This is a genomic window from Arthrobacter sp. SX1312 (assembly GCF_002929295.1).
Lineage (GTDB): Bacteria > Actinomycetota > Actinomycetes > Actinomycetales > Micrococcaceae > Arthrobacter_D.
The window spans coordinates 1,113,150-1,126,602 of sequence record NZ_PJIM01000002.1; the positions used below are offsets into that span (position 1 = coordinate 1,113,150).

The window sequence follows — 13,453 nt, forward strand, 5'->3', positions numbered from 1 at the left end:
GGCTAGGGCCGGCCGGCAAAACGTTCCAGCAGGTCCACGTGACCGGACACGATCAGCATGTCGCGGCTGGACACCTTGGTGTCGGGGCGCGCGTAGGTGAAGTCCTCGCCCGGCGACTTCACGCCGACCACGGTGACGCCGTACTTCGATCGCACCGACGACTCCGCGAGCGTGAAGCCCTGGGTCTCCTTCGGCGGGTACATCTTCACGATCGCGAAGCCGTCGTCGAACTCGATGAAGTCGAGCATGCGGCCGCCGACGAGGTGCGCGGCGCGCTGGCCGGCGTCCGCCTCCGGGTAGATCACGTGGTTGGCGCCGATGCGCTTGAGGATCTTGCCGTGCGAGGGCGTGATGGCTTTGACCCACAGGTGGTCGATGCCGAGGTCCACGAGGTTCGCGGTGATCAGCACGCTCGATTCGATCGAGGTTCCCACCCCCACCACGGCAGCCGAGAACTCCTGGGCACCGAGCTGTCGGAGGGCGTCGAGGTTCGTCGCGTCGGCCTCGACCACGTGCGTGAGGATGCCCGAGAACTTCTGCACGAGCTGGGGGTCCCGTTCGATGGCCAGCACCTCCCGTCCCTGCCGGACGAGCTGTTCCGCGGTCGCCGCGCCGAACCGGCCGAGGCCGATCACGAGGACGGGTGCGTTGTGGGCGGGTCTTTCAGCCAATGATCGGCCTCTCGTCGGGGTAGCGGTACAGCGTGCTGCGTTGCCTCAGCGCGAGGGCGGAGGCGAGGGTGATGGTGCCCATGCGCCCGGCGAACATCAGGGCGGACAGGACGTATTTTCCTTCGGGCGGCAGTTCGGCGCTCAGGTTGGTGCTGAGGCCGCAGGTCGCGAAGGCGGAGATGACTTCGAAGACCACCTTGTCGAGCGGCTCGTCCGTCATGCGGAGGAGCAGGCCACTACCGATCAGGACGAGGGTGGCGCCCATGAAGATCACGGAGATCGCGACCCGCATCACGCCGGAGGGGATGGTCCGGCCCCACGCACGGACGTCCGAGTCGCCGCGGGCCTCGGCCACGATGGCGAGGAACATGACCGCGATGGTGGTCACCTTGATACCGCCGGCCGTGGACGCTGAACCTCCTCCGGCGAACATGAGGGCGTCCGTCAGGAGCATCGTCGTGGTCGTCATGTCGTTCTGGTCCACGAGGTTGAAGCCGCCGGAGCGGGTCATGACCGAGGCGAAGAGGGCATGGATCACCCGGTCGGTGACGCTCAGCGTGCCGATGGTGTCGGAGTTCTCCCATTCCAGGAAGCCCCAGGCGAACGTCCCGGCCACGAGCAGGATCAGCGACACGGACATTGTGAGCTTGGCGTGCAGCGTCCACTTGTTGAAGCGGTGGCGCACCTGTACGAGGACCATGATCACCGGGAAGCCGAGGCTTCCGAGGAACACGCCGACCATGAGCGGGGTCAGGATCCAGAGGTCCGTCTCGTACGGGACCAGGCCGTCGCTGTGCGGGGTGAAGCCGGCGTTGTTGAAGGCCGAGATGGAGTAGAAGATGCCGTGCCAGAGGGCCTGCCACCAGGGCTCGCCGAGCAGCATGAACCGGGGGATCAGGACGACGGCGAGGACGATCTCGATCAGCACCGACGTCGTGATGACGATCCGCAGGAGTGTGCCGATCTCGCCGAGGCGGCTCGCGTTGTTGAGGGCCTCCTGGGCCAGCAGCTTGCCGCGCACCCCGAGCCGCTTGCTCACGATCAGCGCGAGCAACGAGGCCAGCGTCAGTGTGCCGAGGCCTCCGATGAAGATGCCCAGCAGGATCACGAGCTGGCCGAAGAAGGACCAGTGGGTGGCGGTGGACACCACGGTGAGGCCCGTGACGCACACGGCGGACACCGCCGTGAAGAAGGCGTCGTGCAGGGGCGTCACGGTACCGCTGCTGGCGGCCATCGGCAGGCTCAGCAGCGCGGTGAACACCAGGATCACGGCGGTGAAGATGAAGAGGGCCAGGCGCGCGGGCGAACTGTTCGCGAAGGAGTCGGCGAAGTCGCGGATCGAGGCCAGCAGCCTGATGTACCCGCGGCGATCGTCCGTCAGCCATCGTGGCTGTTGACCTAACATTGACGTCCGCTCTGCCCTGTCCGCTGGTCCTTCCGCCGCACCGGCGCACAACCATGCCTGAATTGTCCCTTGCAGTAGTAAAGCATCTCACCGGTGTGCGTCGTCGGACTATCCCGCATCGCGTAGCCTTTCAGGAATGTCTACGCACTCAAGGTCGGCGGTGCCCCTCCAGGTCGCCTGGGACGAGTCGATGCTGGCCTACGACTTCGGCGGGCAGCACCCCATGAACCCGGAGCGGCTGCACCTGACGGCGCGGCTCGCGCGTGACTGCGGGCTGTTGGAGCTCGACGGCGTGACGGTCGCCGCTCCCCCCGTGGCCTCGGACGACGACCTGGCAGCGGTCCACAGCCCGGACTACATCGGGGCGGTCCGCCGGATCAGCAGCAACCCTGACACCTCGGACGAGGCCAGGGGCCTCGGCACGGAGGACACCCCCGCCTTCGCCGGGATGCACGAGGCCAGTGCCCGGCTTGCCGGCGGGTCCCTCGACGCGGCCGAGGCGATCATCCGGGGCTCCGCCGTCCGGGCGGTGAATTTCGGCGGCGGCATGCACCACGCGGCGCGGTCCCGGGCCAGCGGCTTCTGCATCTACAACGACGCCGCGGCCTCCATCCAGCGGCTGCTCGACCGCGGCGTCCCGCGCGTCCTCTACATCGACGTCGATGCACACCACGGCGACGGGACGCAGAGCATCTTCTGGGACGATCCGCGCGTCATGACGATCTCCCTGCACGAGACGGGCATGAGCCTCTTTCCGGGCACGGGCTTCGCCAGCGAGACCGGGGGGCCCGGCGCGGAGGGGTATGCCGTGAACGTGGCCCTGCCCACCGTCGCCGGGGACGCGGCGGTGCTGCGGGCCTTCCACGCCGTCGTGCCGCAACTCGCCGCGGCCTTCGCGCCGGGGGTCATCGTGAGCCAGCACGGCTGTGACTCCCATCGCGAGGACCCTCTCACGAACCTGCGCGTCAGTGTCGACGCCCAGCATGCCCTGATGGTGGGCGTGCGGGAACTGGCGGACCGCCTGTGCGAGGGGCGGTGGATCGCGACCGGCGGCGGCGGCTACGCCCTCGCGAGCGTGGTGCCGCGGTCCTGGTCGTTGCTCGTGGCGGTGGCTGCCGGCGCGCCGATGGGCCCGGCCACCCCCGTCCCGGCTGCCTGGCGGGAGTACGTGCTCGAGCGGCACGGCGTCGAGGCGCCGCGTTTGATGGGCGACGGAGCGGACATCTGGTGGCGGTCGTGGGAGATCGGCTACGACCCGAACGACGACCTCGACCGGACGGTGATGGCGACCCGGAAGGCCCTCTTCCCGCTGCACGGGCTGGACCCCTGGTTCGACTGACCGGGACCCGCCGATCGCGTCATGATGCCGTGCGGCGTATATGTCGTTAGGGTAGGCGAATGGGAATCGATGATGTATTCGCCGTCATCGCCGAAGGAACACGCCGGCAGATCCTCGAGAATCTGCGGGACGGCGACAAGGCGGTGGGGGAGCTCGTGATCGAGCTGCAGGTCAGCCAGCCCACGGTGTCGAAGCACCTGAAGGTGCTGCGGGAGGCGGGTCTGGTGAGCATGCGCGCGCAGGGGCAGAAGCGCTACTACTCGCTCGACACCGCACCGCTCGGCCGCGTGCGCGACTGGCTCGCCGGATTCGAGCCGGCCGCCGATCCGGTGTCCGTCGCGGCCTCCGGGGACCTCCTTCAGGACGGTCACTCCTCCGAGGTGACGACGGTGGAGGACGTCGTCGCGGCGCTCGAACCGGAGACCGCCGAGGCATCGGTCACCGCAGGCACGACGGCGCTGGCCGCAGCGGTCCTGGCAGCACCTCCTGTGTCCGGCGGGCCCGATGCACCGCGTCCCCCGATGGGCCGGACCATGGGCCGGGCGGCGGAGCGCGCCGCGGACCTCCTGTCCCAACTGCGCCGTCGGCGCGATCCGTCGTCGTAGGGCCTCTTCGTCGACCATCTTTCACTGTCGACCATCTTTCACTTGCGTCACATCTGCCACTAGAGTGGATCCTTGGGCGGATTGTCCTCTGGCTACAGGGCGACACGCCGAACGGTTGCCCCCGGATCGCTTCCGCGATGCCGGTCCCAGGGTGACGTGCAAGCCTCCATGCAAAGGAATAGTGGTGAGATGGCCGACGGGAATCACTTCTCGGACGTGCGGTTCCTGACGGTCGCGGAAGTGGCCGAGCTCATGCGCGTATCGAAGATGACCGTGTACAGGCTCGTCCACGCGGGAGAGCTGCCGGCTGTGCAGTTCGGCCGCTCCTACCGTGTCCCCGAGTCCGCGGTCGAGGGGTTCCTCCACCGGGCGCAGGTCGACGGACAGTCCGAGAGCGCCTGATCGCCCGTCGTCCGTGGGCTCCTCAAACGGATGTACCCTGTTAAGGAGCGTTTTGGGCGGGTTCCGAGCCCGCTCGACTTATTGCATCAAACGGGCAACTGCCACCAGGCACGCGCCTTTCGTCATCACCAGGGCTTCCCCCGTGGCACCTCGCCGCAGTCCGCCCTGGCAACACAACAGTTTGTGAGGACTCTATGGGTTCAGTAATCAAGAAGCGCCGCAAGCGTATGGCAAAGAAGAAGCACCGCAAGCTGCTTCGCAAGACCCGTCACCAGCGCCGCAACAAGAAGTAGGCAGGCGCCCGGCCGCGAGCCGGAGTGTGCTGACCGGCCCGGATTCCCGCTCCATGCGTGGAACCCGGGCCGTTGTCGTCCGGCGGGCTTCCCGGGCGGATCCGCAGGTCAGGAACTCCTGAACCGTGAGTACCCGCGCCACAGTCCGTAGACGGATCCGATGACGGTGGCCGCGCGGAGGCCCAGGGTCGCCGCCCGTCGCCCGCTGCGGAAATCGTAGACGGGCCAGTTGTGCGCACGGGCATGGCGGCGGAGCCGGCTGTCCGGGTTGATGGCCACCGGATGCCCGACGGCGGTCAGCAGGGGGATGTCGTTGTAGGAGTCGCTGTAGCCCCAGCAGCGCGAGAGGTCCAGGTTCTCCCGCCGGGCCAGTCCCAGCACGGCTGCGGCCTTGGCCGGCCCGTGCAGGAAGTCGCCGACCAGCTTGCCGGTGTACAGGCCGTCGGCCACCTCCCCCACGGTGCCGAGCGCTCCGGTGAGGCCGAGGCGACTGGCGATCACGCCTGCTACCTCCACCGGGGTGCCGGTCACCAGCCAGACCTGCCGGTGCGAGCTCAGGTGCTGCTCGGCGAGGGCACGCGCGCCGGGCCAGATCTTCGACGCGATCATCTCGTCGTAGACCTCCTCGCCCAGGGCCAGGATGTCCTCGTGGGCGATCCCGATGGCGAACGCGAGGGCGGCGTCCCGCACCGAGTTCACATCCGTCATCGTCTCGCCACGCATGATGAAGCGGAGCTGCTTCCAGGCCAGTCCTGCGGCGAAGCGCAGCGTGAAGGCCTTGCGCTGGTACATCTTGCGGGCCACGTGGAAGAGGCTCGCGCCGCGCATCAGCGTGTTGTCCACGTCGAAGAAGGCTGCTTCGCCCGCGACGGTCGCCGGAGGCTGGAGGGTGGGGTGCGTGACCCGGGCGGCGTCCGGCATGATCCGAGTCTAGTTCTTCGGCTCCTCCCCCCGGCGTGATCTCCCGCCGGTGCTGCTTCCCGCCGCTCGCGCCGCACGGGCGCAGTACCGTGGAGGGATGGAATCCCCCGCGGAGGCGCCCGGTGCCGGCGTCGTACTCCTCACCCGCCCCGGGTGTCATCTCTGCGAGGACGCCCGCGCCGTCGTGCGGCGGGTGACCGCCGACCTGGGTCTGGGCTGGCGCGAGGTGAGCGCGGCCGAGGTTCCCGCGCTCGGCGCCCGGTTCGCGGAGGAGCTGCCCGTCCTGTTCATCGACGGGGTGCAGCGGGACTTCTGGTCGATCGACGAGTCGAGGCTGAGGCGGCTGCTGACCGGCACCTGACAGCCCCGACGGGCGACGGCCGGCCCAGCCCTGCAGCCGCGCTGACGGCCGCCCGCCGTCCGGCTTGGAGGCCCCGCGCCGTCGGCATACAGTGGTGGTACTTCCGCCCCCGACGCCGAGGGACCCCGGAACCGCGGCTCCCGCACCGGGCGCGGCGGTGCTAGCAACGGAGCCGATGACAGTGACACCGCCGGACATGCCAGGCCTTCACCCCGTGGACGATGCGGCGCGCCATATCCCTCCGGCGTCGGTCGCCCGTCTCACCATCTACCTGCGGGCGCTGAATTCCCTGCTCGCCGAGGGCATCGAACGGGTGTCCTCCGAGGAGCTCGCGGATGCCGCCGGAGTGAATTCCCCGAAGCTCCGCAAGGACCTCTCCTACCTCGGGTCCTACGGCACCCGGGGCGTCGGGTACGACGTGCAGTTCCTCAACCGGCAGATCTCGGTGGCCCTCGGGCTGACGCTCGACTGGCGCGTCGCCATCCTCGGCGTGGGCAACCTCGGACGGGCCCTCGCCGGCTATTCGGGGTTCGGCTCGCGGGGCTTCGAGATCGTGGCGCTCTTCGACGCCGACCAGCTGGTCGTCGGCTCCGAGGTGGGCTACCTCCGGGTCAGCGCCGTCGACGACCTCGAGGCGGTGCTGGAACGCACCCGCACCAACATGGCGGTGCTCGCGGTTCCCGCGGGGGTCGCCCAGGAACTGTGTGACCGCCTCGTCGCGGCCGGGATCTCCAGCATCCTCAGCTTCGCGCCCGTGGTGCTGCAGGTGCCACCGCATGTCCAGCTGCGCAAGGTGGACCTGTCCACGGAGCTGCAGATCCTGGCCTACCACGCGCAAAGGGCGCAGGAGCCGGACCTCGGTCCGATCTCCCGCGCCCAGTAGGCAGGGTTACGCGCGACTGCGCGTTCAGTACCCGAGCTTCTGCGGTGCGAAGTACGGCCGCGCGGGCTTGAGGTAGGTCAGGACGACGCCGGCCACGCCCAGCAGCATGACCAGCACGCTGGACACCGTCGAGATCGCGGACGTTTCGGCCACGGGCTGTCCGGCCGACTCCGCGGCGGCGGTGAGTACGGGCGTCAGGAAGAGGATGCCGAGTGTGCCCACTACGTTGAGTGCGGCGAGGACCGTCGCGGTGATGCGCGCCCAGTTCCGGCCCCTGCGGATGAAGACGGCCAGGACCACGTACAGGGCCGCGATGATCACCGAGACGACGAGTCCGACGCCCACCCCGACCGCGGCTCCGGCCATGTCCGGCACATCGGTCGTCAGCAGGGAGACGACGGAGGACAGCAGGTAGACGATGCCCGCGGCGAGGATGAGGTAGTAGGCCCGGTGGACCTCCTTGGGGGCCGGCCCCTTCTCGGCGGGACCCGGTGCGGCCGACGTCGGGTAGGCGTACCCCGGGGACTGGGCAGCCCGGTTCCCGTCGTCCTGCCCGCCGTGCGACGGCTGGCCCTGCGGGGGATAGGGGTTCTGGCCGCTGCTGCCCGATCCCGGAGGATTCCAGTCGGGCCCGTTGTCCTGCCCGTTCGGGTTGTCCTGTGGTGTGCTCATCATCGCGTCCTTCGCTGATCAGTGGTGGTCATCCGCCCGGTGGTGCCCCCATGGACGCGCCCCTCGTGGATGTGGTCACCGTCAGCCTAGATCGTCGGCTCCCGGTGGGGGCGGGACGAAACGCCGACGGCCGGCGTCGTCGGGAGGACGACGCCGGCCGTCGGGGCCTGCGGGCGGGCGGTGGGCCCGGGTGGCGGATCAGACCGTGGCGACCGCGGGAGCCACGAAAGCGGCTTCGATGGTGATGGTCACCTTGTCGCCCACGAGGACGCCGCCGGCTTCGAGTGCGGCGTTCCAGGTGAGGCCGAAGTCCTTGCGCGAGATGCTCGTGGAGGCGGAGACCCCGGCGCGGGTGGCGCCGAAGGGGTCCACGGCCACGCCGTTGAACTCGGCGTCGAGGACCACGGACTTGGTGATGCCGCGGATGGTCAGGTCACCGTTGATCCTGTACGTCTCGCCGGAACCCTCGTGGGAGGTGGACACGAAGGTCATCTCGGGGAACTGCTCGACGTCGAAGAAGTCGGCGCCCTTGACGTGGCCGTCGCGGTTCTCGTCACCGGAGGTGAAGGAGGCGGTCCTGATGGTCGCCGAGATGCTCGAGTCCTCGAGGGACGAGCCGACGGTGAGCGCGGCGTCGACGTCCTGGAACGAGCCGCGGACCTTGCTGATGCCGGCGTGGCGGACGCTGAAGCCCACCTCGCTGTGGGAGGGGTCGAAGGACCAGGTGCCGGAGGTGAGGCCTGAGGGGACAGTCATGAAGAGCTCCTGAGAAAGGTGGCGTGCGGATGCTTACAGGGATTAGAAGCATGCATATGCATGTTTTATTCCACAGATCGGTAAAATGTTCAACCAACCCTTGCCCAGATGCCGATTGGCCGTCGCACGCAGCATGCGCGAAACTGGAAGGATGCAGCGATCAACCGTCCACCTGGTGCGCCACGGTGAGGTCCACAACCCCGATGGAGTCCTCTACGGGCGGCTCCCCGAGTTCCACCTTTCGGATCTGGGCCGTCAGATGGCCGTCCAGATGGCCCGGCACTTCCAGGAGCGGCGCGACGAAGGTGCCGATATCGTGCATCTGGTGGCCTCGCCGCTGGACCGTGCGCAGGAGACCGCCCGGCCGCTGGCGGAGACCCTCGGGCTCTCCGTCTCCACCGACGAGCGCATCATCGAGGCGGAGAACCGCTTCGAAGGGATGTCGGGGATCAAGAGCAGGCTCCGGCAGCCCCGCAACTGGCCCCTCCTCGTCAACCCCCTCCGCCCCTCCTGGGGCGAGCCCTACCGTCGGCAGGTCGAACGCATGATGGCCGGAGTCCATGACGCACGGCGTCTGGCCCTCGAGCTCAGCGCCGACGAAGGTCGGGGCCGCCCCGCGGAGGTCATCCTGGTCAGCCACCAGCTCCCGATCTGGGTGACGAGGCTCGCCGCCGAACACCGCCGGCTCTGGCACGACCCGCGCCAGCGCGAGTGCACGCTCACGTCCGTCACCTCCCTCGACTTCGACGGCGAGACCATACGGCGCGTGCGCTATGCCGAGCCGTGTGCCGACCTGCTGCCCGAGGCGGCGAATGTCCCCGGCGCATAATAGGATTACTACACGTCGTAGAAATCAACGGAAGAAGCCGTGACCACACCTGCCCGTCCCGCACCGCGCCGTCGCCTGCTCACGCTGCGCCTGGCGCTGGCGTTCGCCGTGCCGGTCTCGCTCGCGATGACGTCCTGCGCGGCGGATGACCCCCTGGCGCAGCAGGCCGCCGCGGGAGACGGCAAGAACTACATCGCGGGAGACGGCTCGGTCACCGAATACGCGGCGACCGACCGGGGAGAGCCCGTCGAGGTCTCCGGCACCCTGTTCGACGGCACCTCCGTTGCGAGTTCCGACTGGGTGGGCCAGGTCACCGTGCTCAACTTCTGGTACGCCTCGTGTGCACCCTGCCGCGAGGAAGCCCCCGATCTCGTCTCGCTGCACGACGACTACGCGCCGCAGGGGGCCGCTTTCTACGGCGTGAACATCCGCGACGAGCAGGCCACGGCAGAAGCCTTCGAGCGCAGCTTCGGCATCCCGTACCAGAGCTTCGACGACAAGGACGGCGGCGTCCTGCTGGACATGACGCAGTACGTCCCGCCGCAGGCGGTTCCCACCACGATCGTGCTGGACCGCGAGGGGCGCGTCTCGGCGCGGATCCTCGGACTCGCGGACCGCAGCACGCTCAAGGCCCTGATCTCCGATGCCCTCGCCGAATAGCGCGCCGCGCCGGGCATGCCGATGACGGGGCCGCCGGCCGCGTCGATGCCCCTCGCCGTCGGCAACGCCTTCGCCGACGCCGTCCTGAACGGCTCCATGCTCCTGGCGCTGCCGGTCGCCCTCCTGGCGGGTCTCGTCTCCTTCGTCTCTCCCTGCGTCCTGCCCCTGGTTCCCGGCTATCTCGGGTACGTGACGGGCCTGACCGGTGTCGACCTCGAGCAGCAGAAGAAGGGCCGCATGCTCGCGGGGATCGGCCTGTTCGTCGTCGGGTTCTCGGTGGTCTTCATGGCGTACGGGACACTCTTCGGCCAGCTGGGGGCCTTCCTGCGGGTCTCGCAGGGGTGGCTCCTCCAGGGCCTCGGCGTCGTCGTGATCCTCCTGGGCATCATCTTCATGGGCGGTCTCTCCTGGTTCCAGCGGGAGAGCCGCCTCCATGCGAGGGTCCCGGCCGGGCTCCTCGGTGCACCTCTGCTCGGGGTGACCTTCGGGCTCGGCTGGGCTCCGTGCATCGGGCCCACCCTGGGCGCGGTGCAGCTGCTCGCCATCTCCGGCAACGACGCCACGGCCCTGAAGGGTGCCGTCCTCACGTTCGTGTACTGCCTCGGGCTCGGGCTGCCGTTCCTGCTGATCGCACTCGGCGTGCGGCGCGGTATGGGCGCGCTCGCGTTCTTCCGGAAGCACCGGCTCCTGCTGCAGCGTTCCGGGGGAGGGCTCCTCGTGCTCGTGGGCGTCCTCATGGTCACGGGCGTCTGGAACCTCTGGATCACCCAGCTGCAGGATCTCCTGATCGGCAACGTCGTCCTCCCGATCTGATCGGCGGGCGCGCACGGCACGGAATCGAATCGACTTGATGGAAGGCCCACAGTGAAGCAGGACGTCACACAGGACACGAGGGACAGGCCGGGAGCCTCGACGGCCCGGTCCGACGTCGTCCTGCCCTCCCTCGGGTTCCTCGGAACCCTCCGGTGGGCCTGGACGCAGCTCACGAGCATGCGCACCGCGCTGTTCCTGCTCCTGCTGCTCGCCGTCGCCGCCGTTCCCGGGTCGCTGTTCCCGCAGCGCCCCGCCAACCCCGCCGTCGTCACGCAGTACATCGAGGACAACCCGGACACGGGGCCCGTCCTCGACTGGTTCCAGCTCTTCGACGTCTACTCGTCGGTCTGGTTCTCCGCCATCTACCTCCTGCTCTTCGTCTCGCTCATCGGCTGTGTGATCCCGCGCGCTATCGCCCACTTCAGGGCGGTGCGCTCCACGCCGCCGCGCACACCGAAGCGGCTCTCGCGCCTGCCCGTCCACGGCACGTTCGACGTGCCGGCGGACCAGGCGCACCGGTCGGGGCTCACCCCGGCCGCTGCCGCCGAGCAGGCCGCGGCCGTCCTCCGGAAGCGCGGCTACCGCGTGGACGTGCGGGACGCCGACACCGACCATCCCTCGGTCGGTGCCGAACGCGGACTCGCCAAGGAACTCGGCAACCTCGTGTTCCACACCTCCCTCATCGGGGTCCTGGTCTCGGTCGCCGTCGGAGGGCTGTTCGGCTACAACGGCCAGAAGGTCGTCGTCGAGGGTGACAGCTTCGTCAACACCCTGATCGGCTACGACTCCTTCAACCCGGGCTCCAACTTCTCCGACGACCGGCTCGAGCCGTACTCCCTCCGGCTGGACTCCTTCGACGTCCGCTTCGACCGCGACCAGGAGAGCCACTACGGTCAGCCGCTGGACTTCACCGCCGAGGTGACCACGCAGGACGGTCCGGGCGCGGCCGAGGAGTCCCAGGTCCTCAAGGTCAATGCGCCGATCACGATCGGCGGGACGAACGTGTACCTCGTCGGCAACGGCTACGCGCCGGTCGTGACGGTCCGCGACGGCGAGGGCAACATCGCCTCGCAGGGTCCGGTCGTCTCGGTCCCGTCGGACGGCCTCTACACGTCGCTCATCGTCATCAAGGCCCCGGACGCCAAGCCGGACCAGCTCGGGTTCGTGGGATTCTTCCTCCCCACGGCGTTCGTCGACGAGCAGGGGGTGTCCTTCTCGCGGGACCCCGACCCCTTCAACCCCCAGCTCAACCTCAACTCCTACTACGGTGACCTGGGGCTCGACGACGGCACCCCCGAGAACGTGTACGTCCTGGACACCGAGAACCTGACGGAGCTGAACAGCCGCACCAGCGACGACGGCGGGATCGTGCTCGGCGTGGGCCAGAGCTACGACCTGCCCGAGGGCAAGGGCTCGGTCACGTTCGACGGGCTGAAGCGGTACGTGGCCCTCGACATCCACCACGACCCGGGGGAGGTCGGCGCGCTCGTCTTCTCGACCCTCGCGCTGCTCGGCCTGACGGCGTCGCTGTTCATCGGACGCCGCAGGCTCTGGGTCCGCACGGCGGAGCACCCCGACGGCCGCCTCATGGTCGAGTACGGCCTGCTCGCACGCGGCGAGGACCACCGGCTGCCCGCCGAGGGCCAGGCCGTCGAGAAGCTGCTCATGGACCGCTGGTTGGTGCCGGACAGCGGCACAGGGGAAAATAAGGTGCCGGAGGCCGCGTCGTCGGCAGCGGGCACGGGGCAGTCGCACCACAACTCAAAGGACAACTGATGCCACAACCAGTCAACGCAGAGCTCGGGCAGGTCAGTGAGCTCTTCATGCTGCTGGCCTCCATCGCCTACGTGGCGGCCCTGATCTTCTTCGTGCTCGACCTCGTGCGATCGAGCACGACCATCGGCTCGCTCGAGAGCCGGCTCGCCCGGGAGAAGGCCACGCCCGCCCTCGCCGGCATCGGCGCGCGCGGGGGTTCGACGTCGACCGCTGCGCCGACCGGTCCCGCCACCGCCGACGACTCGATGGACTACGGCTCCGGACCGCGGCGGGGCGCGGCGCGCATCGCCGTTGCGCTGACCGTGCTCGCCGCGGTCATCCACGGTGCCGCCGTCATCACCCGCGGCGTCGCCGCGAACCGCGTGCCGTGGGGCAACATGTACGAGTTCTGCACCACGGGTGCGTTCCTGGTCGCAGCCATCTTCCTGGTCACGCTCACCCGCAAGGACCTCCGCTTCGTCGGGTCCTTCGTGGTCGGACTCGTCGTCGTCATGCTGTGCGCGGCCACCGTCGGTTTCCCCACGCCCGTCGCCCGGCTGATCCCGGCGCTGCAGAGCTACTGGCTGATCGTGCATGTCTCCATCGCGGTGGCCTCCTCCGCGCTGTTCACCATCACCTTCGCGATGTCGGTGCTGCAGCTCCTCCAGTCCTCCCGTGAGGCCAAGCTGCTCGCGGGCAAGGCGGACTCGGCCCGGTTCCTGCGCCTGGTACCGTCCGCGCTGAGCCTCGAGAACCTCGCCTACCGCCTCAACGCCATCGCGTTCGTGGGCTGGACCTTCACCCTCATGGCCGGTGCCATCTGGGCCGAGCAGGCCTGGGGCAGGTACTGGGGCTGGGACACCAAGGAGGTCTGGACCTTCGTGATCTGGACCGTGTACGCCGGCTACCTGCACGCCCGTGCGACGCGCGGCTGGACGGGGACGCGCGCCGCGTGGCTCTCGATCGTCGGCTACCTCTGCATCGTCTTCAACTTCACGATCGTCAACATCTACTTCTCGGGCCTCCACAGCTACTCGGGGGTCTGACGGCCGCTGCTCCGGGGCCTCGGCCCGGACACACGAGAGCCC

16 protein-coding genes are annotated in these 13,453 nt (G+C 69.0%); 11 read left to right on the forward strand and 5 right to left on the reverse strand.

The window, feature by feature from the left end; genetic code table 11:
- Positions 1-2: 2 nt before the first annotated feature.
- Entirely contained in the window at positions 3-671 is a 669-nt protein-coding gene (locus CXQ92_RS12725) for a TrkA family potassium uptake protein (RefSeq protein ID WP_043441864.1), read from the reverse strand.
- On the reverse strand, positions 664-2,076 hold the full coding sequence (locus CXQ92_RS12730; protein WP_104168053.1) for a TrkH family potassium uptake protein: 1,413 nt from the start codon (positions 2,074-2,076) through the stop codon (positions 664-666). Before CXQ92_RS12730 ends, CXQ92_RS12725 begins: the two co-directional genes overlap by 8 nt.
- A 136-nt stretch (positions 2,077-2,212) precedes the next feature.
- Between CXQ92_RS12730 and CXQ92_RS12735 the strand changes: the two genes are divergently transcribed.
- The 4 genes from CXQ92_RS12735 (at position 2,213) to CXQ92_RS12750 (ending at position 4,715) form a co-directional block, all read left to right on the forward strand.
- Complete coding sequence (locus tag CXQ92_RS12735) at positions 2,213-3,415, forward strand: acetoin utilization protein AcuC (protein ID WP_258069898.1); 1,203 nt, start codon at positions 2,213-2,215, stop codon at positions 3,413-3,415.
- 59 nt (positions 3,416-3,474) lie between these two features.
- Positions 3,475-4,020, forward strand: coding sequence for a helix-turn-helix transcriptional regulator (locus tag CXQ92_RS12740; RefSeq protein ID WP_104168054.1), 546 nt, complete (start codon positions 3,475-3,477; stop codon positions 4,018-4,020).
- A 189-nt stretch (positions 4,021-4,209) separates the two neighbouring features.
- The gene (locus CXQ92_RS12745) at positions 4,210-4,422 is read left to right on the forward strand and encodes a helix-turn-helix domain-containing protein (RefSeq protein WP_104168055.1); all 213 of its coding nucleotides are present in this window, start codon (positions 4,210-4,212) and stop codon (positions 4,420-4,422) included.
- Between the two features lie 194 nt (positions 4,423-4,616).
- Positions 4,617-4,715, forward strand: a complete 99-nt coding sequence (locus tag CXQ92_RS12750; RefSeq protein WP_003792170.1) for an AURKAIP1/COX24 domain-containing protein — start codon at positions 4,617-4,619, stop codon at positions 4,713-4,715.
- Positions 4,716-4,823: 108 nt separating this feature from the next.
- On the opposite strand, the gene CXQ92_RS12755 is transcribed toward CXQ92_RS12750, so the two are convergent.
- The gene (locus CXQ92_RS12755) at positions 4,824-5,636 is read right to left on the reverse strand and encodes an HAD family phosphatase (RefSeq protein WP_104168056.1); all 813 of its coding nucleotides are present in this window, start codon (positions 5,634-5,636) and stop codon (positions 4,824-4,826) included.
- Between the two features lie 97 nt (positions 5,637-5,733).
- Here CXQ92_RS12755 and CXQ92_RS12760 point away from each other — a divergent pair, with 97 nt between their 5' ends.
- The gene (locus tag CXQ92_RS12760) at positions 5,734-5,997 is read left to right on the forward strand and encodes a glutaredoxin family protein (protein WP_104168057.1); all 264 of its coding nucleotides are present in this window, start codon (positions 5,734-5,736) and stop codon (positions 5,995-5,997) included.
- A 196-nt stretch (positions 5,998-6,193) separates the two neighbouring features.
- A complete protein-coding gene (locus CXQ92_RS12765; protein ID WP_258069899.1) occupies positions 6,194-6,880 on the forward strand; it encodes a redox-sensing transcriptional repressor Rex in 687 nt (228 codons plus the stop codon).
- A gap of 24 nt (positions 6,881-6,904) precedes the next feature.
- On the opposite strand, the gene CXQ92_RS12770 is transcribed toward CXQ92_RS12765, so the two are convergent.
- A complete protein-coding gene (locus CXQ92_RS12770; RefSeq protein ID WP_181033651.1) occupies positions 6,905-7,552 on the reverse strand; it encodes a hypothetical protein in 648 nt (215 codons plus the stop codon).
- A gap of 198 nt (positions 7,553-7,750) precedes the next feature.
- Complete coding sequence (locus CXQ92_RS12775; RefSeq protein ID WP_104168060.1) at positions 7,751-8,308, reverse strand: YceI family protein; 558 nt, start codon at positions 8,306-8,308, stop codon at positions 7,751-7,753.
- Positions 8,309-8,459: 151 nt separating this feature from the next.
- Here CXQ92_RS12775 and CXQ92_RS12780 point away from each other — a divergent pair, with 151 nt between their 5' ends.
- The 5 genes from CXQ92_RS12780 to ccsB all read left to right on the forward strand — a co-directional run bounded on the left by CXQ92_RS12780 (position 8,460) and on the right by ccsB (position 13,411).
- Positions 8,460-9,137, forward strand: coding sequence for a histidine phosphatase family protein (locus CXQ92_RS12780; RefSeq protein ID WP_104168061.1), 678 nt, complete (start codon positions 8,460-8,462; stop codon positions 9,135-9,137).
- 84 nt (positions 9,138-9,221) lie between these two features.
- On the forward strand, positions 9,222-9,797 hold the full coding sequence (locus tag CXQ92_RS12785; protein WP_258069933.1) for a TlpA disulfide reductase family protein: 576 nt from the start codon (positions 9,222-9,224) through the stop codon (positions 9,795-9,797).
- Between the two features lie 21 nt (positions 9,798-9,818).
- Entirely contained in the window at positions 9,819-10,610 is a 792-nt protein-coding gene (locus tag CXQ92_RS12790; protein ID WP_258069900.1) for a cytochrome c biogenesis CcdA family protein, read from the forward strand.
- A gap of 51 nt (positions 10,611-10,661) precedes the next feature.
- The gene (locus CXQ92_RS12795) at positions 10,662-12,386 is read left to right on the forward strand and encodes a cytochrome c biogenesis protein ResB (RefSeq protein ID WP_258069901.1); all 1,725 of its coding nucleotides are present in this window, start codon (positions 10,662-10,664) and stop codon (positions 12,384-12,386) included.
- Positions 12,386-13,411, forward strand: coding sequence for a c-type cytochrome biogenesis protein CcsB (gene ccsB, locus CXQ92_RS12800; protein ID WP_104168062.1), 1,026 nt, complete (start codon positions 12,386-12,388; stop codon positions 13,409-13,411). The genes CXQ92_RS12795 and ccsB overlap by 1 nt, the downstream gene beginning before the upstream one ends.
- Positions 13,412-13,453: the final 42 nt, after the last annotated feature.

What these genes read in the sequence shown, in the direction of transcription:
- CXQ92_RS12730 (WP_104168053.1), bottom strand. Translation starts at nt 2,076, where the DNA reads ATGTTAGGTCAACAGCCACGATGGCTGACGGACGATCGCCGCGGGTAC.
- CXQ92_RS12735 (WP_258069898.1), top strand. Translation starts at nt 2,213, where the DNA reads ATGTCTACGCACTCAAGGTCGGCGGTGCCCCTCCAGGTCGCCTGGGAC.
- CXQ92_RS12740 (WP_104168054.1), top strand. Translation starts at nt 3,475, where the DNA reads ATGGGAATCGATGATGTATTCGCCGTCATCGCCGAAGGAACACGCCGG.
- CXQ92_RS12745 (WP_104168055.1), top strand. Translation starts at nt 4,210, where the DNA reads ATGGCCGACGGGAATCACTTCTCGGACGTGCGGTTCCTGACGGTCGCG.
- CXQ92_RS12750 (WP_003792170.1), top strand. Translation starts at nt 4,617, where the DNA reads ATGGGTTCAGTAATCAAGAAGCGCCGCAAGCGTATGGCAAAGAAGAAG.
- CXQ92_RS12755 (WP_104168056.1), bottom strand. Translation starts at nt 5,636, where the DNA reads ATGCCGGACGCCGCCCGGGTCACGCACCCCACCCTCCAGCCTCCGGCG.
- CXQ92_RS12760 (WP_104168057.1), top strand. Translation starts at nt 5,734, where the DNA reads ATGGAATCCCCCGCGGAGGCGCCCGGTGCCGGCGTCGTACTCCTCACC.
- CXQ92_RS12765 (WP_258069899.1), top strand. Translation starts at nt 6,194, where the DNA reads ATGCCAGGCCTTCACCCCGTGGACGATGCGGCGCGCCATATCCCTCCG.
- CXQ92_RS12770 (WP_181033651.1), bottom strand. Translation starts at nt 7,552, where the DNA reads ATGAGCACACCACAGGACAACCCGAACGGGCAGGACAACGGGCCCGAC.
- CXQ92_RS12775 (WP_104168060.1), bottom strand. Translation starts at nt 8,308, where the DNA reads ATGACTGTCCCCTCAGGCCTCACCTCCGGCACCTGGTCCTTCGACCCC.
- CXQ92_RS12780 (WP_104168061.1), top strand. Translation starts at nt 8,460, where the DNA reads ATGCAGCGATCAACCGTCCACCTGGTGCGCCACGGTGAGGTCCACAAC.
- CXQ92_RS12790 (WP_258069900.1), top strand. Translation starts at nt 9,819, where the DNA reads ATGACGGGGCCGCCGGCCGCGTCGATGCCCCTCGCCGTCGGCAACGCC.
- ccsB (WP_104168062.1), top strand. Translation starts at nt 12,386, where the DNA reads ATGCCACAACCAGTCAACGCAGAGCTCGGGCAGGTCAGTGAGCTCTTC.